The organism is Kribbella sp. NPDC055071 (assembly GCF_053608045.1).
Window position 1 is genome coordinate 180,175 of sequence record NZ_JBSGUS010000011.1, and the last position, 20,104, is coordinate 200,278.

At 67.5% G+C, this 20,104-nt stretch carries 17 protein-coding genes; 6 read left to right on the plus strand and 11 right to left on the minus strand.

From position 1 onward, the window contains the following. Nucleotides 1-20: 20 nt before the first annotated feature. The 3 genes from ACWF4Z_RS20020 to ACWF4Z_RS20030 are packed head-to-tail and all read right to left on the minus strand — an operon-like array spanning nucleotide 21 to nucleotide 3,698. Nucleotides 21-797 carry an FHA domain-containing protein gene (locus tag ACWF4Z_RS20020; protein WP_452244581.1) on the minus strand — a complete coding sequence of 259 codons (777 nt, stop codon included), beginning with the start codon at nucleotides 795-797 and terminating at the stop codon, nucleotides 21-23. 1 nt (nucleotide 798) lies between these two features. Next, nucleotides 799-2,649 (minus strand): protein kinase domain-containing protein, encoded by a 1,851-nt coding sequence (locus ACWF4Z_RS20025; RefSeq protein WP_452244582.1) that lies wholly within the window; start codon nucleotides 2,647-2,649, stop codon nucleotides 799-801. Beyond that, a complete protein-coding gene (locus ACWF4Z_RS20030; protein ID WP_452244583.1) occupies nucleotides 2,610-3,698 on the minus strand; it encodes a neutral zinc metallopeptidase in 1,089 nt (362 codons plus the stop codon). The genes ACWF4Z_RS20025 and ACWF4Z_RS20030 overlap by 40 nt, the downstream gene beginning before the upstream one ends. Nucleotides 3,699-3,762: 64 nt before the next feature. On the opposite strand from ACWF4Z_RS20030, the gene ACWF4Z_RS20035 reads away from it, so the two are divergent. After that, nucleotides 3,763-5,448 carry a DUF2207 domain-containing protein gene (locus tag ACWF4Z_RS20035; RefSeq protein WP_452244584.1) on the plus strand — a complete coding sequence of 562 codons (1,686 nt, stop codon included), beginning with the start codon at nucleotides 3,763-3,765 and terminating at the stop codon, nucleotides 5,446-5,448. On the opposite strand, the gene ACWF4Z_RS20040 is transcribed toward ACWF4Z_RS20035, so the two are convergent. After that, a complete protein-coding gene (locus tag ACWF4Z_RS20040) occupies nucleotides 5,445-6,455 on the minus strand; it encodes a neutral zinc metallopeptidase (RefSeq protein ID WP_452244585.1) in 1,011 nt (336 codons plus the stop codon). The two genes, ACWF4Z_RS20035 and ACWF4Z_RS20040, sit on opposite strands and share 4 nt — an antisense overlap. Before the next feature lie 1,258 nt (nucleotides 6,456-7,713). After that, on the minus strand, nucleotides 7,714-8,844 hold the full coding sequence (locus ACWF4Z_RS20045; RefSeq protein ID WP_452244586.1) for a neutral zinc metallopeptidase: 1,131 nt from the start codon (nucleotides 8,842-8,844) through the stop codon (nucleotides 7,714-7,716). 183 nt (nucleotides 8,845-9,027) lie between these two features. On the opposite strand from ACWF4Z_RS20045, the gene ACWF4Z_RS20050 reads away from it, so the two are divergent. Further along, nucleotides 9,028-10,710, plus strand: a complete 1,683-nt coding sequence (locus ACWF4Z_RS20050; protein ID WP_452244587.1) for a DUF2207 domain-containing protein — start codon at nucleotides 9,028-9,030, stop codon at nucleotides 10,708-10,710. Nucleotides 10,711-10,768: 58 nt separating this feature from the next. Here ACWF4Z_RS20050 and ACWF4Z_RS20055 read toward each other — a convergent pair whose 3' ends face one another. The 4 genes from ACWF4Z_RS20055 to ACWF4Z_RS20070 all read right to left on the minus strand — a co-directional run bounded on the left by ACWF4Z_RS20055 (nucleotide 10,769) and on the right by ACWF4Z_RS20070 (nucleotide 14,863). Continuing rightward, the gene (locus tag ACWF4Z_RS20055) at nucleotides 10,769-12,061 is read right to left on the minus strand and encodes a peptidase C39 family protein (RefSeq protein ID WP_452244588.1); all 1,293 of its coding nucleotides are present in this window, start codon (nucleotides 12,059-12,061) and stop codon (nucleotides 10,769-10,771) included. Nucleotides 12,062-12,137: 76 nt separating this feature from the next. Further along, nucleotides 12,138-12,695, minus strand: coding sequence for a GNAT family N-acetyltransferase (locus ACWF4Z_RS20060; RefSeq protein ID WP_452244589.1), 558 nt, complete (start codon nucleotides 12,693-12,695; stop codon nucleotides 12,138-12,140). Between the two features lie 51 nt (nucleotides 12,696-12,746). Continuing rightward, nucleotides 12,747-13,577, minus strand: a complete 831-nt coding sequence (locus ACWF4Z_RS20065; protein ID WP_452244590.1) for a lysozyme — start codon at nucleotides 13,575-13,577, stop codon at nucleotides 12,747-12,749. 104 nt (nucleotides 13,578-13,681) lie between these two features. Continuing rightward, nucleotides 13,682-14,863, minus strand: a complete 1,182-nt coding sequence (locus ACWF4Z_RS20070) for a neutral zinc metallopeptidase (RefSeq protein ID WP_452244591.1) — start codon at nucleotides 14,861-14,863, stop codon at nucleotides 13,682-13,684. Between the two features lie 74 nt (nucleotides 14,864-14,937). Between ACWF4Z_RS20070 and cysS the strand changes: the two genes are divergently transcribed. Genes cysS through ACWF4Z_RS20090 form a run of 4 tightly spaced genes read left to right on the plus strand, consistent with a single transcriptional unit; the run spans nucleotide 14,938 to nucleotide 18,056 of the window. Further along, the gene (cysS, locus tag ACWF4Z_RS20075) at nucleotides 14,938-16,383 is read left to right on the plus strand and encodes a cysteine--tRNA ligase (protein ID WP_452244592.1); all 1,446 of its coding nucleotides are present in this window, start codon (nucleotides 14,938-14,940) and stop codon (nucleotides 16,381-16,383) included. A gap of 1 nt (nucleotide 16,384) precedes the next feature. Further along, nucleotides 16,385-17,341, plus strand: a complete 957-nt coding sequence (rlmB, locus tag ACWF4Z_RS20080) for a 23S rRNA (guanosine(2251)-2'-O)-methyltransferase RlmB (RefSeq protein ID WP_452244593.1) — start codon at nucleotides 16,385-16,387, stop codon at nucleotides 17,339-17,341. 32 nt (nucleotides 17,342-17,373) lie between these two features. Further along, nucleotides 17,374-17,655, plus strand: a complete 282-nt coding sequence (locus ACWF4Z_RS20085; protein WP_452244594.1) for a type II toxin-antitoxin system Phd/YefM family antitoxin — start codon at nucleotides 17,374-17,376, stop codon at nucleotides 17,653-17,655. Beyond that, on the plus strand, nucleotides 17,652-18,056 hold the full coding sequence (locus tag ACWF4Z_RS20090; protein ID WP_452244595.1) for a type II toxin-antitoxin system VapC family toxin: 405 nt from the start codon (nucleotides 17,652-17,654) through the stop codon (nucleotides 18,054-18,056). Before ACWF4Z_RS20085 ends, ACWF4Z_RS20090 begins: the two co-directional genes overlap by 4 nt. A gap of 49 nt (nucleotides 18,057-18,105) precedes the next feature. Here the strand turns inward: ACWF4Z_RS20090 and ACWF4Z_RS20095 are convergent, their stop codons facing one another. Together ACWF4Z_RS20095 and ACWF4Z_RS20100 are read right to left on the minus strand one after the other, a co-directional pair. Beyond that, the gene (locus tag ACWF4Z_RS20095) at nucleotides 18,106-18,993 is read right to left on the minus strand and encodes a S1 family peptidase (protein ID WP_452244596.1); all 888 of its coding nucleotides are present in this window, start codon (nucleotides 18,991-18,993) and stop codon (nucleotides 18,106-18,108) included. Between the two features lie 158 nt (nucleotides 18,994-19,151). Continuing rightward, nucleotides 19,152-20,048 (minus strand): S1 family peptidase, encoded by an 897-nt coding sequence (locus ACWF4Z_RS20100; protein ID WP_452244597.1) that lies wholly within the window; start codon nucleotides 20,046-20,048, stop codon nucleotides 19,152-19,154. Nucleotides 20,049-20,104 lie beyond the last annotated feature (56 nt).

Consider the following 20,104-nt stretch of genomic DNA (forward strand, 5'->3'; position numbering starts at 1 on the left):
GTCGGGGACCCCTCCCGAACTCAGAGATCGAGTACGTCGAGGTCGGCCGGTACCAGCGTGGTCGACAGCAGCAGCGCCTCGAACAGGTTGTCGTTGAGTGCGTTCCCCACCGGCTCACCGACCTCTTCCCGGGTCAGCCCGGGGACGCCGTCGCGGGAGAGCCGCGTACGTACGTTGGCGACCAGGTGCTCGACTCGCTTGCCGGTCCAGCCCGCGTCGGGCTGTAGCTCGGCCAGCTGGTCCGCAGCCTGCCGCCAGGACAGGGGGAGCGGGTGAAGCTCGTGGAGGAGGTAGCGCTGGCCCACCACGGTCAGCACCAGCCGCTCGTCAGCCGAGAGCTTCCAGACCCGCGGTGGCTGCGTGGGCTCGGTGTGCCGGATCGCCGGCCGAGTACCGCTGTCACCGGCGACGTAGATCTCCATCAGGTGTTCACGACCGCTCGTACCCAGCACGAACAGCGGTGTGTAGCCGGCCGCGAGCGGTATGGCCTCCTCGCCCGCAAACAGCGTGTGCGCGTGTGGGAAGCGAAGAGGCAGCCGTCCGGTCGCAGTAACCCACCACTGCCCGGACCGGTAGGTGATCGACCCGTGCAGTCGGCTGACGCGCTGATCGTCTTCACCGACACACACGTGGACCTCAGGACGGTTCCGCCCGAACAGAATGGTCTGACCGGGTACGGGGTCTACCGAAACACCACCTGCGACCGTGAGGACGAAGATCGTGCCAGGACCCGCAGCCGGTACGCCGTGCGCCAGGCTGGCCTGGTCACGCGGAAGACTCCGGCCGATCTGCTCCACGTCAGGCCTTGGGGAGGTTCAATGCCACGGCCGTGCCGAGCTTGGTGAGCAGGCCGCACAGTGACGACGGCTTGCCGGGACCGGACGAGACCATGTGGATGAGCTCGTTCCCATCCTGTCCGTGCGAGTCCACGAACTTCCGGTACACGATCCGCAGACTGCATGTCCCCGGACCTTCGTCACCGTCCATGAGGAACCCGGATCGGCCGGCCAAGGACGTGGGTGTTCCGTCCGACGCGTTCAGCGGCTGGTTCCGGTCGAACCGCAGGTCCACCGACAGGTCGCTCGTCGTACTGTCCCAGGTGCAGCCCCACCCGCCGAACGAGGTCTCCGGGTGCGTAGCGTCCACCCCAGGGATCAGCTCGAGGGCCTTGTTGTCCAGCAACGAACAGGCGTCCACACGCGCCAACGACGCGGCCGGGAGCGGTTGCCTGCGCCGGGGGATCGGACCGGCCTTCAGCACCGCGATCGCCTTCTGCGTAACGGCTTCCGCCATCGCGCAGACATCCAGGCCGTCGCCTTGGGTCGGCCTGGCCTCAACCAGCACCTGGGTGTGGTCGGCCAGCACAAGCACCCGCGCGCACGCCCCTTCGTCGATCTCCTCCCGAATCACCGCGGTCAGGTTGCCCGTGAACTTCTGGACCTTCCCTGGCGGCAGCTCGGCCCCGGCCTCCGGCAGGTCGAGCTCGGCGCGTACGTCGACCTCCCGATCGCGCGTCCCCTCCACGACGACGTCACACCGGTCGAAGTTGCCGTACTCGCGCTCCAGCGTTGCATCCCCGAACTTGCTCAGCGTCGCGGTGTCGATCAGCGCACAAGGGTCCACCGTCAACGCGTTGCCCACCACCTGAAGCTGAGTGGGTGTCGGGCGCGGAGTCACCGAGGGCGGTGCCGGTGAGTTGGCGGCGGGCGACGACGTACCCGAAAACGCATGTGCCAGCACCAACGCCAGTACGACCGCCGCAGCAACGCCACCGGCGGCCGCCGGGATCACCCAGCGTCGCCGAGGCCGCGCAGGAGCCAGTACGGCGTCTCCGCCGAGCTCTCTGATCACCTCGGCATCACTCGGCCGCTCTGCGGGATCCACGGCCAGCATGCGGGTGAGAAGAGGCGTTAACGGACCGGCCCGGCGAATCGGCTCGAGCTCTCCGTGCGCTGCTTTACGCAACACCACCAGTGGGTTCGGATCGGTACCGAACGGCGAGTGCCCTTCCACTGCGGAGTAGAGAACAGCGCCGAGCGAGAAGACGTCGGACGCCTCCGTGGGTTCGTTGCCGTTGGCCACTTCCGGGGCGAGGTGTGCCGGCGTACCGACGGTCGAGGCGTCGGTCAGCGTCGCGTCGGCCCACATCCGCCGGGAGATACCGAAGTCCGCGAGCTTCGCCGTACCGTCGGTGGTGACGAGGATGTTGCCGGGCTTGAGGTCGCGATGGATCACGCCGGCCGCATGCACTGCCTGTAAGGCGGATGCGATCTGCAGACCGATCCGTGCGACCTCGTCCGGCGGCAGAGTGCCTCGTGCGGAGATCAGCTCGTCCAGACTGCGCGACGGCAGGTACTCCAGCACCAGCCAGTGCTCGTCGCCGTCGGCAACCACATCGAAGATGGTGACCACGTGCGGGTCGTGCAGTCTGGCGCCGGTGCGTGCCTCTCGGCGCAGCCGCCGCCCGTCCGGGTCGTCGACTCCGGGGTGTGCGCGCTTCAGCGCGACAACGCGATCCAGCTGCTGGTCGTGGGCGCGCCAGACCGAACCCATGCCCCCGGAGCCGAGTGGCTCCCCCAGAAGATAACGGCCCCCGATCAGCCGGCCGGTCACTTCACCAGATCCGCCGAGACCGCGAACGTGTTGCATGCCTTGTTCGCACCGATGTTGAAACCGTTCTGGATCCAGAAGCCCTGAGTGGTCGCCAAGCCATGCGTACGCTCGTCCTCCGGGGTGTCGGGCGTTTCACCGAAGCTGTTGCTGGACTGCTCTTTGAACTCGTCCAGCCGGTTGGTGAGCGGGTACGAATTCTCCACCGCCTTGCTGAACACCCCCGCGAAGCACGACGCCTGCAACTCGTTGCGCCGCGAGCTTTCGAGGGTCTCATCGGGGTGGTCCTGCAAGTACACGGCACGCGCGTAGAAGAGTCCAGTCACACCCTGCACATGGTGACCGTATTCATGCGAGATCGTCATCAGATAGGCCAGATCCTGCTTCGGACCGAACGCGCGGTTCATCTGCTTGACGTCGGTGTACATCACCTGGTTGCCGTAGCAGTAGAACGCCAGTACGCGACCCGACAGCGGCTGAAACCTTCCGCAGGGCGTGTTCACCGGCTTGTCGAACACGACCAGGCCCGGGTCCGGCTTGTCCTGTCCCAACTCGTGGAAGATCGGCCGCCAGGCGTCGTTCAGGCACTTGAAGAGCTTCTGGTAGTAGATCTTCTGCGCGGCGAGGCTGCCGTCGCCGAGGTCTGCGGCCGGGCAGTTCTGCGCAGCCAGTGGGCCGGTGCGGTAGATGTCCGCGTTGAGCAGGTAGTCCTCCGCCGTACCCTTCTGCGGGCTCGTGGTGGCCGTCGGCACGATCGTCGGACCGGTCACCTCCGGCTGGGCCGACGTGCCGCTGCTGCCACCGAGCAGGGTGCCGAGCACGGCGATCGACACCGCCACGAAGATCAGCAGGATGAACGCGAGGACGAAGATCCGGAGACCGCCACCGCGTCGGCGTGGGGGCTGGAACCCGTTGAACTGGCCTGGACCGCCGTAGTACGGCTGCGCCCATTGGCCCGGGTACTGCTGGACCGGCGGACCGAACTGGCCAGGGCGTGGACCCTGTGGTGGCCACGGTGCTGCTTGCGGTGGTGGGAGCACACCGCGAGGGGGTCCCGGTGGCGGGCCGTAGCCGTAGGGGCTGCTCACAGGACTGGCCTCCCTCGTCACCTTGAGTTGGCTGCACGAACCGGCACGAGACTACTCTCGACCCATGTCACTGAAGCGCCGACTCCTCCCGGCTGCCCTGCTGATCTCCTTGTCCGCTCCTCTTGTTGCCTTGAGCACGCTGCCTGCGCAGGCAGCGGACGACCAGATCACTGGCTATTCGGCACAGGCGACGCTGACCAAGGACGGCGTGCTGCAGGTCAAGGAGACGGTCGACCTGACCGCCGGGGGTACGACGTTCAGCCGGACGCTGGCCACGCGGGTCCGGTCGGACGACGAGCGGGACCGCACCTATGGTCTGAGCGATGTGTCGGCGACGGTGAACGGCCAACCAGCACAGGGTTTCCACAACGACGACATCGACGGCGGGCACAAGCTCACGCTGAACGTGTCCGGTCAGTCCAAGATCGTCTACAGCTACTCCGTCGACAACGTCGTGACCGACTCGACCGAGGGCCGCGAGGTGAGCTGGCCGGTCGTGCAGGGCTTCGGTGTGTCGATCCCAAAGGCCGACCTCACCGTCAACGTACCGTTCGCCACCTGGGTCACCTGCTTCGCCGGACGGCTCGGATCGAGCATGCCGTGTACGTCGTCGCAGCTGGCTGAGTCGGCCGCGTTGCAGATCGAACAGAACGGCGTACCCGCGGCTGGTCGCGTGACGTTCCTGGTCGGACTGAGCGACCAGGCAACGGTCAAGCCGAACGCGACGTTCCAGACTCGCTGGACACTCGGGCGGGCCTTCACTGTCGACTCCCACACGATCGGCCTGGCGGTCATTGTCTTCGGCATCGGACTGCTCGGCGCCGTCGCGCTGTGGTTCTTGCGCGGCCGGGACGCCGGCAAGGTGGGCGAGGGCGCTCCCGAGCGCCCGGTGCTGGACGGCGCCGACGGTCCGCAGTTCGCCGCACCGGACGGGATCCGGCCGGGCCAGGTCGGCACGGTGGTGGATGAGACGGCCGATGTCGTCGACATCACCGCCACCCTGCTGGACCTTGCCGTCCGCAACTACCTGACCATCGTCGAGCTGCCGCGCGAGACACATTTCGGCAAGCTGGACTGGGAGCTGCGCCGACTCCACCAGGGCGGTCCCGAGCTGCTTCCGTACGAGAAGGCCTTGCTGGACGCGGTTTTCGCGGACGGCGACTCCGCGGTGGTGTCCCAGCTCGGCCACTCACTGCGGCCGCGGCTCAACCTGGTTCGCGAGCAGCTGTACGCCGATGTCGTCACGCAGGGCTGGTTCAACAGCCGTCCTGACGCGGTGCGGAACCGCTGGACCACTGCGGGTGTGGTGCTGCTCGGTGCCGGCGTCGTACTGACCATCGTGCTCGCGATCGTCAGCAAGTACGCCCTGGTTGGGATCGCGGTGATGGCAGCCGGTCTGGTGCTCGCACTGGTCGGCCAGGCCGCACCGGCTCGTACCGCCCGCGGTGCCGCCGTGCTGGGTCGGGTGGCCGGTCTGCAGCGCTACCTGGCCGACGAGACGTCCGCGGACCTGCCACAGAGCCACCGGCTCGAGTTCGCGTCCAGGTGCCTTCCGTACGCCGCAGTCCTCGGGTTGACCGAGAAGTGGGCGTTGGAGATCGCGGCGACCGATGACGACGACGACCCCGATGCCGGCATCGGCTGGTACTCCGGTCCAGAGAACTGGCACCTGTCCGACATCGGGGAGTCGCTCAGCAACTTCGTCACCGCGTTCGGCGGCACGCTCACCACCGCGCGCCGCCTGTTCTAAGAAACAGCTAGTTCCGTGGCTGTGAAGGTGTTGCAGGCGTCAGGCATCTTCTTGTTGAAGCCGGCGATCGACCACTGGTAGTTGCTGACCCGGCTGCCGTGGTCGTGGACGCGCGGGCGGGCGTAGTCGTCGCCGCTGTGCGCGATCAGGAACCGCCAGTTGTCCAGGAGCGGGCCGCGCATCGGGGTGAACGCCGCGTTCGCGCCCAGGTAGACCGAACCCAGGCAGGTCGCCTGCAGCTCACGCCGGCGGCTCTCCTGCAGCTTGTCGGCCGCGTTCATCGACTTCGCCCGGACCTGTGACGATCCGAGGATGCCGGCCAGCTTCTGCACGTGGTGACCGTACTCGTGCGCGAACGTGTTCAGCATGATCGCCCGCGTGTACATCGGGTTCGACCTGTAGTACGAGTTGTCGACCGAGAACGGCAGGTAGATGGTCTCGTTGGCATCGCAGTACGACGCTCGCACGCTGCGCTGGGTGCCACACGGAGTGGTCAGCTTGCCGACGTACACGACCGCCTTGGGGCTGCGGAACGGCAGGTTGGCCTTCTTCATCGCCGACGACCAGGTGCTGTTCAGGCAGGGCAGGAGAGCGTTGTAGTACGCCTTGGTCACCGTGTAGTTGACCGGAGCCAGCTGGGGCTCGAGACACTTCGAGGCCAGGACCGGACCGACCTTGTACAGCGGGCTGGCCGTGACAATCTCGTCCGCGGTCGGGCCTGGGGGCTTGGTCGGTGTGGGGCTCGGGGTCTCCGACGGCGTCGCGGACGGGGTCTCCGAGGCGGGTGCTGTCGTCGGGGTGTTGGTGGCCTGCTTGTCGTCGTTGCCGAGGTTGCGGACCAGCAGGGTGATGCCGGAGCCGACAACCACGACGGCGAGAACCACCAGCACGATCAGGAAACCGCGGGAGGTCTTCTTCGGCTTACGCCGGCGACCACCACCGGGCGGCTGTGGGATCGGGATCGGCGGATACTGCCAGGTCGGAGCCTGCTGCACCGGCTGACCCATCGGCCCGAGCTGCCCACCCCCACCAGCCGAGTGCCGAGGCCCCCGCTGCTGCTGACCCTGCCCTTGCTGCGGCGGCAGCGCATTACTCCACGGCGACTGCTGAGGCGCCTGATTCGGCGAACCCCACAAATAAGAACTCTCCGAGTACGGCCCACCCGCCTGACCCCCACCCCCACCCTGCTGCCCCGGACCAGCCTGCCCCGGACCTGACTGTCCCGGACCGGATTGGGCTGAGCCCGACTGGCCTGGACCTGATTGGCCAGGACCTGAGTGGGTTGGGCGGGACTGCTGCGGCGCGGACTGCCACGACTGCTGAGCGGGCTGCCCCGGCCCCGACTGTGGCGGACCGGGCGGCGCGGGACGCGATGCACGACCGGCCTGCGGACCCGACTGCGATGAACCGGGCTGGGTCGGACCGGACCACGGTCCCGACTGTGCGGAACCCGACTGGGTCGGACCTGACTGCGGTCGCGACTGCGATGAACCCGGCTGCGTTGGACCAGGCTGAGCCGGACCTGACCAGGCAGGGCCGGACTGACCTGAGCCGGGCTGACCTGGGCCGGGCTGAGGCGGCCCTGACCGAGCTGGACCGGACTGGGTCGGTCCAGAGTGCGCGGCTCCGGGCTGGGGCGGACCGGGCTGGGCTGGGCCGGGCTGGGCTGGGCCGGGCTGGGCTGGGTTGGATTGGGCTGGGTTGGATTGGGGTGGGGTCGGGCGGGATTGTTCTGGGGTGGTTTGCCAGGTGGAGGGCTGGTCGGGGTCTACCGGGCGGCGGTTTGCCCAGCCCTGGCCGAACCAGTTGTTCGGCGGGCGCTGACCGGACGCCGGGTCCTGGAACTCACGCTTGGCCTCGGTCGGCCCGGTCCACCACGTCCGCGGCCGCCCGTCCCCCTCGGACTGCCCTCCCTGCGGCCGGCCGTCTTCCCCTGACTGGCCCTCCCGTGATTGGCCCTCCCGCGACTGGCCTTCCCCCTCGGCGCGCTCCGGCGGGCCGACCGGCTCATCACCGTCAGCCGGATCGCTCCCCCGGGAAGGGTTCCAGTTGTCCGACATCGATACTCCTCACAACCATGCTCTGTGTAGCCGTCTGCGTGGTACGTCCGGCGCTGATCGGGTGCGGGAGCCGCGCCGGTCGGTTCCTTCCCCCCAGCGACAGCCGCACACCCACCGGACATACTTTGCGTGATCCGGACCCGCCAGGCTAGTTACTCCGGCCAGTCGGCTCGCAGTAGCCCGGTCGGTCGGCTCAGTATGGCGCCTACTGCACCCTCGCACCCGAGGCGGTGAATGTGTTGCAGACGCTCGGGTTGCGTCCGTTGAACCCGCGCGTGGCCCAGTACTGGTGGTTGTTGGGGTCCCCGTGGTCGTTGTTGAGGTCGGTCACGTGCCCGATCAGCCACTGCCACTGGTACAGCGCCTGACCCGTGACCGGGTAGCTGCGCTTGTTGGAGCCGATGAAGATGTCCGAGAAGCAGGACGCCTGCAGTTCCTTGCGCCGGACGACTTCCAGCTCGGCCGCCTGGGACTGCGCCTCGTACTGGAGGTCTGCGCTGGCCGACAGGATCCCGGTCAGGGCCTGCACGTGGTGCCCGTACTCGTGCGCGAACTGGTGCAGCATCCACATCCGCGCCCAGATCTTCTGGTACGACTGCGGATACCGGTTGTAGTTGCCCATGTCCTCGTTGAGGTTCATGTAGATCGTCCGGGTGTTCCCGCAGTAGAACGGCGGTCCGCCGGCCGACCCTCCGATCCCGCAGGGGGACTGGATGCTGCCGCTGAACGCCACCACGTTCGGCCCCTTGAAGCGCCCGCCGGCCTTGGTCACCAGGGGAGCCCAGGCCCGGTTCAGGCACGCCAGCAGGTTCTTGTAGTTGGCTCGGGCACCGGCAGCCGTGGCCGGTCGGGACGCGGACTCCCGGCAGTTGACGGAGCTCATCGCTCCGACCTTGTAGAGCTTGTTCCGCGCCACCAGGTCGGTGTCCGACGGCCCGGGCTTCGTAGTCGGCCGGACCGTCGGTTTGGCCGTCGTGCGAGGCGCGGTGGGCCGAGTCGGGGGCGGCTGGGTACTGGTCGGCACAGTAGTGGTCTGCGCCACAGACGGGCTCTCCGACGGCTCGTACGTCGGGCTGTACGTCGATGACACCGTCGGAACCGGCGCACTGTACGAGTCGGGGCCGTTGTGCTTGAGGAAACCACTGATCAGCTGCAGCGCGACCACACCGACCACCAGCACGCCCAGTACGACGAACAGCGCGATCAGACCACCACGTCCCTTCTTAGGGGGCCGCGGTCCGCCCGGCGGCGGTCCCCAGCCGAACTGCGGTTGCCCGGGCCGATAAGGGGGTGGTGGCGGAGGGCCGCCGTACGCCGGTCCCTGCTGCCATGACATCGGCGGAGGTGGCGGAGGCGGCGGGTACTGCGGTCCGGGTGGGGGACCCCATTGGTTGCCTGACACAATCGGTCACCGTAGTGAGTGACGGGCTCACCCAGCCGTCCCCACTGTCTCCTGACACTTGTCAGACGCTAGGGTGCCCGTGTCAACCTGACCCTCTCTCTACGGTGTGATTGGGCGATGCGTCTACGTCTCCTCGGGCTCTCCCTGTGTGCCCTCGGCCTCTTCGGCCTGACCGCTGTCCCGGCCGGTGCGGCCGGTGGCGGTACTGCCGCCGACCCGGTTGTGACCAACTACGACAGTCAGATCCGGGTCGAACGTGACGGCTTGCTGAGGGTCTCCGAGACCTGGAAGCTGAGCAACGTGACCGGGACGTTCACCCGGTTCATCGTGACCAGGGAACATCTGGTCGACGACATCGACCACGTCCAGGAGATCCAGGACCTGCACGTCACCGCCGGTGGCCAGGCCAAGCAGACCGAGCAGAAGACCGACGGCGACGTCACCTCGGTGGCGGTCGCGGACGTCAGCGGCACCACCGAGCTGGACTTCACCTACACCGTCAAGGGTGCGGTCGCGAAGACGCTGAACGGTACCGAGCTGCAGTTCGCCCCGCTGACCGGTATCAACCTGCCGATCCAGGACGCGAACATCTTCTACAGCGTCCCCGAGGTCTCGCACGTCTCCTGCTTCGCCGGGCCGATCGACAGCAACATCCCGTGCTCGCTGGCGCAGATCGGTGAGAACTCCGGTCCGACGTTCCAGCAGTCGAACCTGCCGCCGGGGAACACGGTCAAGATGACGATCGGCTTTCCCGAAGGCCAGATCGCCGCGAACTCGATCGTCGAGTACCGCAAGACGTTCTCCCGTGCCTTCTCCACCGACACCGCCCAGTTGCTGACCGCACTGGCAGTCCTGCTGCTCGGTGCGATCGCACTGTTCGTCCTGTACCGGCTGCGTGGCCGGGACCGGGTCGACCCGCGGAAGGTCGTACCGGCGTCGCTGTTCAGCCTCGGCACGGACACCCAGATCAACTTCACCCCGCCGTCCAACCTGCGGCCCGGCGAGGTCGGCACGCTGATCGACGAGCGCATCGACCCGGTCGACGTCACCGCGACCATCGTCGACCTGGCCGTCCGTGGTCACATCACGATCATCGAGCTGGAGCATCAGTCCGAGTACGCACGTCCGGACTGGGAGCTGCGTCGGGTCGCGAACGCGCCGTCCGAGGAGCTGCATCGCTACGAGAACGTCCTGATCCGTGCGATCTTCGGCGATTCCGACTCCGTCCTGGTCTCAGAGCTCGGCCGTCAGGTGCGGGCGAACCTCGGCCAGGTCCAGGACGCCCTGTACGACGGAGTGGTCAAGCGCGGCTGGTTCAACGAGCGCCCGGACCGCACCCGCTCGCTGTGGGCGACGATCGGCATCGGCACCACCGTGGTCGGTGTGATCCTCACCGTGGTGCTCGCACTGCTGACGACCTGGGGTCTGCTCGGCATCGCGATCACCGTCGTCGGCGTGGGTCTGATCGTCGTCGGCCGCTACATGCCGGCCAAGGCGCCTGCGGCCGGCCGCGTACTTGGTCAGGTCGCCTCGATCCGTGGCGAGCTGCTCGAGATGGACATCAGCGAGCTGCCGGTCGATCAGCACGCGGACCTCTGCTCGCGAGCACTCCCGTACGCCGTCGTCCTGGGCGGTTCGGAGCGTTGGATCGACGCACTGGTCGCCACCGACACCACTCCCGACCAGGAGGACGAGGGCTTCCCCTGGTACCGCGGCCCGCGCGGCTGGCACCTCCAGTACCTGCCCGACTCGCTCCGCAACCTCACGACCAACCTGACCGGAGCACTCTTCGCCCGCTGAGAACCAGCACAGAACAGCGCCTGTCACACCGCCCCCGGTGTGACAGGCGCTGCTGTTCTCACCAGTTGTGCTGCGGATCCACAGGTGCCGGCAACGGCATGCCCTGCGGGTGAATGACGTACACGAGACCGCCGGAGTGCGGGACCCACGCGTTCTCGAACGCGGCCCGGTCGTACGTCGTCCGCACCTGGTCGTTGCTCGCGATCAGATGGGACGCCGGGTCGTTGACGACCACGTTGCCGGCAGAGTCGAAGCCGACGATCACCATCAGGTGTCCGTTGGTCCCGTAGCCCGCACCGGGCAGATCGCCCTTCTTGAACGACAGCGACGCGACCAGTGGGATCCCCGCCTTGATGAACTGCTCCGCCTCGGTCAGCGACCGCAGTCTGGTGATGAATCCGTCCACTCCGCGGGTCCCGGCGTATGCCGTGTTGAAGGGCCAGTTGCCGGCACCGTCGTACGCGTAGTCGAAGACGGACCGGGCCGAGTGGTCGACCTGTGGATCCGAGTCGGCCGGATCGACCCACGCGGTCTCGGCTGCGGTCGGACCGGCACCCCAGTAGTCCAGCACCATCGCGGTCGAGGTGGCCGAACACCATGCCTCGCCGCCACCGTCCCACTGTGGGTACTGACCGATATGCGTCTCCTGCGAGTACGTCGGAACGTCCAGTACGACGCCCTCCGCGCCACCAAGGGGGCTCACGGCAACTTTCGGGTCGGAGGGCAGCCGGGAGGCCATCGCGCCCACCGAGCGGACGATCGGAGACTGTGTGGTGCCGTTGAGTCGGTACAGCGTGACCTTCAGCTGCCACCGGTCGAGCCAGTGGCCAGACGCGGCGACGAAGGTGTCGACGGAGACGGATCCGTTCGCGTCGCCCTGCTGCGGTACGGAGGTCCGGTGGATGTCGCCGGCGGCCGTGTCGTCGCCACCGGCCCAGCGGCCGAGCACGTACCACTTGGTGGCCGCACCGGCGTCCGTCGTACCGGCCAGGGAGACCTCGATCCAGGTCCCGGGTGGCGTGGTCGCGTTCCAGGAGGCGACGAGCTCGGTCAGTCCGAAGCCGGTACTCACCTTCGGCGAGGTCCAACTGGTCTGGTCGTACGTCTTCGCGGTGCCGTCCCCGAACGGGTCGACGTACGACGTGGTGCCCGTCGACGTCCCGAACGTGAGGGCGCCGTCGGAGACGGTGGTGCCGGCCCGGGCACCGGAGAGGAAGTCGCTGGTCGACGTCCACGTGCGGTAGGCGATCTGACGCGGTGGGGCTACTTTGACGGCCTCGCTCGGCAAGCTGCCGGCGCTCAGCACAACCACACCGAGAATCAGGGCGGTGACGGAACGGGCGGTGGTCATCTTTCGACGGTAGACCCGGCATGACCGGCTGTCGCGGTGAACGTGTGCCTTGTTGTGTCGCGAGTAAGTCAAATAGTTACGAGCGTTTGTTCCACTCGTCGGCGAGCATCGCGAAGACCAGTTCGTCGGTCCATTCGCCCTTCAGGAACTCGTTGCGGACGAAGTGCGCCTCCTGCCGCAGGCCGAGGCGCTGCAGCAGCTTCGACGAGGCCGTGTTGCGGGCGTCCAACCGGGCGATGACGCGGTGCATGTCGAGCTCCTCGAACGCCAGCCGCAGCAGCTCCACAGCTGCCTCCGTGGCGAACCCACGCCCGGCCGACTCCGGATGGAACACGTACCCGAGCTCACCCGTCCGCTGCTCAACGCTCTGCACGAACAGAGTGACCTCACCGAGGTGCACACCGTTCTCGCGCTCGATCACGGCGAGCGTGAGTGCCTGGTCGACGGTATCCATCGGTACGTCGGTCATCCGCCCGACAAGGGCTTCTTTGACCTGTTCCGGCGTACGAGCGTCGTACAAGAGGAACCGGGCGACGTCCGGGTTGGACTGCAGGCGCAGCAGGTCGTCGTAGTCGGATTCGACGTACCGGCGCAGGGTCAGGCGGTCAGTCTCGATCGGCACAGAGAAGCTCACCGATCGAGACTATGCGACCGCTGCAACAGAATTTCCCCTGCTGCCTTCCTTCTAGCCGTTGGCTAGAGCAACCAACCTGGACTGGTCGCCGTTGAACCGGTCCTGGTCGATCGGCGTCGAGCTGTACTGCCAGATGGTGTGGAACGGCCAGCCACCGGGCAGTGTGCCGGGTGCGGAGGCGTACCGGGCCACCCAGAGCGGGTTGGTCGAGTTGAAGGCAGTGCTGTTACCGGTGCACTGGCTCCACCAGTCCAGGTTCGTGTAGATCACCGGGTCACGGCCGGTCCGGTTCTTGTAGGTGGTGAGGAAGTCGCGGATCCAGCTGACCATCGCGGACTGGCTCAGGCCGTAGCAGGTCGCGCCGTACGGGTTGTACTCGATGTCGAGCGCACCCGGCAGGGTCTTGCCGTCGCGGGACCAGCCGCCGCCGTGGGCCAGGAAGTACGTGGCCTGGTTCGCGCCGCTGGAGTCGTTCGGGGTGGCGAAGTGGTAGGCGCCGCGGACCATCCCGATGTTGTAGGACCCGTTGTACTGCTGGGCGAAGTACGGGTTCGTGTAGTAGTTGCCTTCGGTCGCCTTCGAGTAGGCGAACCGCTTGCCGGCGTTCCACTGGCCGGCCCAGTCGACGTTGCCCTGGTGGCTGGAGACGTCGATGCCTTCGACCGAGGCGGCGGGGGCCATCACTGCCGGAGCGGCGGTGGTCGTGGTGTTCTGCACCCAGCCCATGTACGCGTCGCCGGCCTTGTCGATGCCGTGCTGACGGGCTTGCGGGGTGGGCTGGTGGGACGCCGTGGCGTCAGGGTTGCTGGCTTGGGCGGAGCCGGTCGAGGCCAGGAGCAGGCCAAGAGTTACGGCGGCACCGGTGAACAGGGCGGATTTCACGGTGAACCTCCACGGGGCGGAGCGGGGGCGGAGCTCTACCCGACCATCGTGATCTCTGACGCAGGTAAGAATCAACCATTCGACGGAAACGAAATGGTGAGTAATTACCGTACGTACGTCGCCGCTGCGGTGAAGGTATTGCACGCGGACGGGCTCCGGGTGACGAAACCGGCGTTCGCCCAGCGCGGGATGACGGCCCGGCTGCCGTGGTCCGGCTGGTCGCCGTACTCGTCGCCTTGGTGGGAGTGCAGGTAGTCCAGCTGCGATTTCAGCAGTCCGGTCATGCCGTAGCTGCTCTTGTTCGCGCCCATGAACACGTTGCCGAAACAGGTCGCCTGGATCTCCAGCCGCCGGCTCAGCTCCAGCGCCTTGGTGGTGTTGCTCTGGTACGCGAGGTTGTCCTCCGCATCGAGGATCCCGGTCATGTTCTGTACGTGGTGCCCGAACTCGTGCGCGACCGTGTCGGTCATCGACGCACGCAGGTAGGCCAGCGCCTCCGTCCTGTTGTTGTATGTCGAGTACTGCTTGAACTCCTTGAGGTCCCCGTTGGTGTCCATGTAGATCGTCCGGTTCGCCCCGCAGTAGAACGAACTCGGCGCACCGCCGCTACAAGGTGTCACCACCGGCCCGGTGAAGGCGATCATGCGCGGCGCCACGAAGCGACCGCCGGACAGCGCGACCTGCTTCGGCCACGCGCGGACCAGGCAGGCGAGGACGGCGTTGTAGTACTTGCGCGCGTTGACGGCGCTGTTGGCGCGGGCGCCGGACTCCTTGCAGTTCACCGTCTTCTGCACGCCGGTCTTGTAGATCCGGTTCTTCGTGACCAGGTCGTTGTCGGACGGTGGCGGCGGAGTGGTCTTCGTCGGTCGCGGCTGAGTCGTCTTGACCGGAGGCGGCGGAGCGTTGGTCTGTGCCTTCGTCGGCGCGGTGGTGATCGTCGGGAACTCGGTCGGTTCGTACGTCGACGAGTACGTCGGTTGCGGGCTCGAGTAGCCGTCGGCCAGGTGCTTGTTCTTCTGCACTACCCCGTAGATCCACAACCCGACGATGCCGATCCCCAGGACGAGCACCAGGGGGACGACGATCCAGGGCGCCTTGCTCTTCTTCTTCGGCGGCGGGAAGCCGTTCGACCCCCAGCCGAAACCGGGCCCTTGCGGGGGCGGGCCTTGCGGCGGACCCCAGTACTGCGGACCACCTGGGGGAGGGCCGTACTGCGGGGGCCCGGACTGCTGGGGCGGTCCCTGGTACTGCCCGGGTGGTGGTCCGTACGGGCCCTGGTTCGACAAGACTCCTCCTGCGCTGGGGGGCGGTCAGGGACATCTTGTCAAGGAGAGGTGCCACTGACCGTTACCCTTGAGTGGTGACACTTCGCTTGTATGACACCGCGACAGCAACAGTGAGGGATTTCGTACCGGTCCGCCCGGGCCAGGTCGGGATCTACCACTGTGGGCTGACGGTGCAGGGTGCCCCGCACGTCGGGCACATCTACAAGGAGGTCGTCTTCGACGTCCTGCGGCGCTGGCTCGAGCGCTCCGGGTACCAGGTCACGGTCATCGCGAACGTGACCGACATCGACGACAAGATCCTGGCCAAGTCGGCCGACCGGGGTGTGCCGTGGTGGGCGCACGCCTACGAGTTCGAGCGTGAGCTGCACTGGGCGTACGACGTGCTCGGCTGCCGGCCCCCGACGTACGAGCCGCGCGCCACCGGCCACATCCCCGAGATGCTGGAGATGATCGCCGCGCTGATCGAGCGCGGGCACGCCTACGTCGCACCGGACGGGTCCGGCGACGTCTACTTCGACGTCAAGTCCTGGCCGGCGTACGGCGCTCTGTCACACCAGAAGATCCAGGACATGGAGGCCGCCGAGGACGCGGATCCGCGCGGCAAGCGGGATCCACGCGACTTCGCGCTCTGGAAGGGCTACACCGAAGGCACACCGCGGACGGCCTCCTGGCCGACACCGTGGGGTCGCGGCCGTCCGGGCTGGCACCTCGAGTGCTCGGCGATGGCTGGGAAGTACCTGGGTGACGAGTTCGACATCCACGGCGGCGGGCTCGACCTTCGCTTCCCGCACCACGAGAACGAGCTGGCCCAGTCGACCGCGGTCGGGCAGAAGTTCGCCCGCACCTGGATGCACAACGCGCTCGTCACCACCGCCGGCGAGAAGATGTCGAAGTCGATGGGTAACAGTGCCGTCGTGCGCAACGTCGTCGAGCGGGTGCGGCCGATCGAGCTGCGCTACTACCTCGTGCAGTCGCACTACCGGTCGGTGGTCGAGTTCTCGTTCGAGGCGCTGGACGAGGCCGCGAAGAGCTTCCAGCGGATCGACGGTTTCGTCGCGCGGGCGACTGAGGTCACCGGCGGGGTCGAGCCGTCGGCCGAGTTGCCGTCGGATTTCACCGCTGCGATGGACGACGATCTGGGCACGCCGGCGGCGGTCGCCGTACTGCACAACACCGTGCGCGACGGGAACAAGCTGGTCGCCGACGGGGATTCGGCCGCGCTGCGGGAAGCCCTGGGCTCCGTGCGCGGGATGCTCGGCGTGCTCGGGCTGGACCCGTTGGCCGAGCCGTGGGCGTCGCGCTCCGGTGCCGGTGACGAGCTCACCGAGGTTGTGGACGGGCTGGTGCACGCGCTGCTCGAGCAGCGCGCGGCCGCCCGGCAGCGCAAGGACTATGCCGCGTCGGATGCGATCCGCGACCGGTTGAAGGCACTCGGCGTCGCCGTCGAGGACACCCCGCAGGGGCCGCGGTGGTCGATCGCCGCGGCCGACTCGGGAACGACTACGACCGAAGGAAACTGAAGTGCCAGGCAGTAGCCAACGCAAGGGAGCCATCCGGAAGAAGCCGCGGGGTAACCCGACGGCCGGATCCGGTGGCCGCGTCCGCCGTGGTCTCGAGGGCAAAGGCCCGACGCCGAAGGCGGTGGACCGGACCAAGCACCCAGCGCACAAGCGCGCGAAGGCGCAGGAGCGGGCCAAGGACCGCCAGTCCAACCGCCCGGCCCGCAAGTCCAACGACTCCGGTACCGAGTGGGTGTACGGGCGTAACCCCGTCGTCGAGGCGTTGCGCGCCGGGGTACCGGCCGCCGCGCTACACGTTGCCGAAGGCACCGAACGGGACGCCCGCCTGCGCGAGGCCACGCTGCTCGCGGTCGAGCACGGCCTGTCCGTCCTCGAGGTGCCGCGGACCGAGCTCGACCGGGTCACCGGCGGTGGCGCCCACCAGGGTGTCGCGCTGCAGATCCCGCCGTACGAGTATGCGCACCCGGACGACCTGCTCGACCGTGCGTACGAGGCCGGTGAGGTGCCGCTCATCGTCGCGCTCGACGGTGTGACCGACCCCCGCAACCTCGGCGCCATCACCCGGTCGGCGGCGGCGTTCGGTGCGCATGGGGTGCTCGTGCCAGAGCGTCGTACGGCGTCGATGTCCGCGTCGGCGTGGAAGACGTCGGCCGGCGCCGCGGCGCGGATCCCGGTCGCTCGGGCCACCAACCTCAACACGGCGCTCAAGTCCTACAAGAGCGCCGGCCTGATGGTCGTCGGTCTGGACATGGACGGCGCGGTCGAGCTCCCCGACCTGGACGTGGCCACCGAGCCCCTGGTCCTGGTCGTCGGCTCGGAAGGCAAGGGCCTGGCCCGCCTGGTGCGCGAGAACTGCGACCTCATCGTCTCCATCCCGATGACGAGCATCACCGAGTCCCTCAACGCCGGCATCGCCACCGGCGTAACCCTCTACGAGATCTCCCGCCGCCGCGCTTGATGTAACTACAAAACGTAGTTACATTGATGGGTATGGAGACCATCGGGCTGCGCGAGCTGAATCAGAACCCGTCGAAGGCGGTGGCCAGGGTGCGCGCCGGAGAGACGATTGTCGTGACCGACCGCGGCCGGCCCGTTCTCCGGCTCGTCCCGGAGGACGAGCGACCAGGGGCGTTGCAACGCATGATCGACTCCGGCGAGGTGACACCACCGAGCGAACTGGGAATGCCCGACCTGATGCTGGAGCTGGCGCCCGAGGTCGAGAGCCTGTCCGACCTACTCATCGCCGATCGCGACAAGGAGCGGCGCAGGTGATCTACCTGGACGCCTGCGCGCTGCTCAAGTTCATCAAGCCGGAGGCTGAGTCGGCAGCTCTGCGTGCGTGGCGCGAATCGCTTCCGGCAGACACCGAGTTGCTGACCAGTGAACTGGCGAGGCTCGAGATCACTCGCACGTTGCTGCGGGCGGGCGTCGACCATCAGCAAGTTCCGTACTTCGCCGCTCAGGCGGTGCGTGGTGTGAACTTGGTCGATCTCAGTTCGACGGTGCTTGGTCGTGCGATGGCCTACCAGACGAGCAGGCTGGGCTCGCTGGATGCGATTCATCTTGCCAGTGCCGAGCCGTTTCGTGTCGAGTTGTCGGAGTTCGTCACCTACGACAAGGAACTGACGTCCGCGGCAGAGGAGCTCGGATTCCCAGTTCTCGCTCCGGCATGACGCACTGCAGGCCCGGGAGTGATCCCGGGCCTGCAGGTCATGACTTGGTTCAGTAGACGCTGACGCCGTAGCGCGACAGGGCCTCGGTGACGGGCTGGAAGTAGGTGGTGCCGCCGGTCGAGCAGTTGCCCGAGCCGCCGGAGGTGAGGCCGAGGGCCACACTGCCTGCGAACAGGGCACCGCCGGAGTCGCCACCCTCGGCGCAGACGTTGGTGCGGATCAGGCCGGAGACCTGACCCTCGGCGTAGTTCACCGTCGCGTTGACGGCCTGGACCGTGCCGCTGTGCACACCGGTGGTGCTACCGCTGCGCTTGACGGCCTGGCCGACGGTGGCGTTGGCCGAGGACGTGATGTCCTGGGACGAGCCGTTGTAGAGGTCGACCGTACCGGGGTGGTTCGTGTACGACGCCGCGTACTGCACGATCGCGTAGTCGTTACCGGGGAAGCTGGAGCCGTACGTGTTACCGACCAGCGTGGTCTTGGCGGAGTTCGCGTACCAGGCGGACGCGATGTTGCCGCAGTGGCCGGCGGTCAGGAAGAAGTACGTGCCGGCGCTGTTGCGGACGTTGAAGCCGAGCGAGCAGCGGTACTGGCCACCGTAGATGGCGTCACCGCCCGCGATGTACTTGGTCAGCTTGCCGGAGATCTTCTCCAGCGTGACCCGGTCACCGAACTGCTTGGTGACACCGGTCAGCGCCGACAGCTTCGCGCCGGCGACCGTGTCGTCGTACGAGACGATGATCCGGCCGTCAGGGTTGGTCTGCCAGGCGGTTCCGGGGATGGCCGCGTCCTTGTTCAAGGTCGCGGTGATGGCCGAGGCCGACAGCGTCGATGGGGCGACCGGCGCTGCCGAAGCCTGGGTGGCCAGCAGTCCGGCGGCAACGAGCCCGGCGGTGGCCAGGATCGCGGCGGTACGGCGAATGGGCGAAAACTTCACGGTTGAGCCTCCTCACGATGAGGACGCCTTCGGGGCGGGGCGTCCTTGACTTAACCGTGAGCGCTCCTACCCCGTTCTGTCCCTGAGTATTCAGCCGAATCCGCAGGGTAGGGAAAACCTACGTCACCCTTAGTCCTGGAGGACTAGGGGCGCAGGCGTCAGTAGACCGTGACGCCGTACGCCTTGAGGGCCTCGTACACGGGCTGGAAGTAGGTGATACCGCCCGTCTTGCAGTCGCCTGTCCCACCGGACGTCAGACCGAACGCGTACTGCCGGTAGAACAGCGGTCCGCCCGAGTCGCCCGGCTCAGCGCAGACGTTGGTCTGCAGCAGGCCGGCCACGCGGCCGTCACCGTAGTTGACCGTCGCGTTGAGCCCGGTGACCCGGCCGCTGTGCAGACCGCTGGTCGCGCCGGAGCGGTACACCAGCTGGCCGACGTTCGGGTTCATCGCGATGCTGATGTCCTGCGACTTGCCGTTGTACAGGTACACGCTGCCGCCCGGGGGCTTGATGCCGCTGCGGTAGACGACCAGCGAGTAGTCGTTCCACGGGTAGCTGGGCTGGTGCACGGTCCCGGTGAAGATCTTGTGGTCGAGGTCCTGGTACCACTGCGCGCCCTCGACACCGCAGTGCCCGGCCGTCAGGAAGTAGTACCTGCCCTTCCGCTGGACGTTGAAGCCCACCGAGCACTTCACGTCACCGCCGTACGTCGCCATGCCGCCGCTGATGTACTTCTGCAGCTTGCCGGGGAGCTTCTCGAGCGTGACGTTCTGCCCGAGGCTCTTGGTGACGTTGGTCAATGTGGTCAGCTTGCTGCCGGTGACAGTGGAGTCGTAGGAGACCACGACCGTGCCGTCCGGCTTCGTCACCCAGGCGGTGCCAGGAGTCTGGATCTTGTCGTTCAGAGCAGTGGTGATCACCGCCGCAGACAACCTGGGCGTCGCCTTCACCGGAGGGGGCTGCACCGGATCGGCCTTCGCCGGGACCGCGGCGGCCAGCGCCAGCGCGGTCGCGGCGAGGACCGCTCCGGTGCGTCGGAGGGTAAGAGCCTTCATACTCGACAGCCTTCCGTGACGAGCCGCGGGCGGTTCGGCCGTGGCACCTTCAGGAC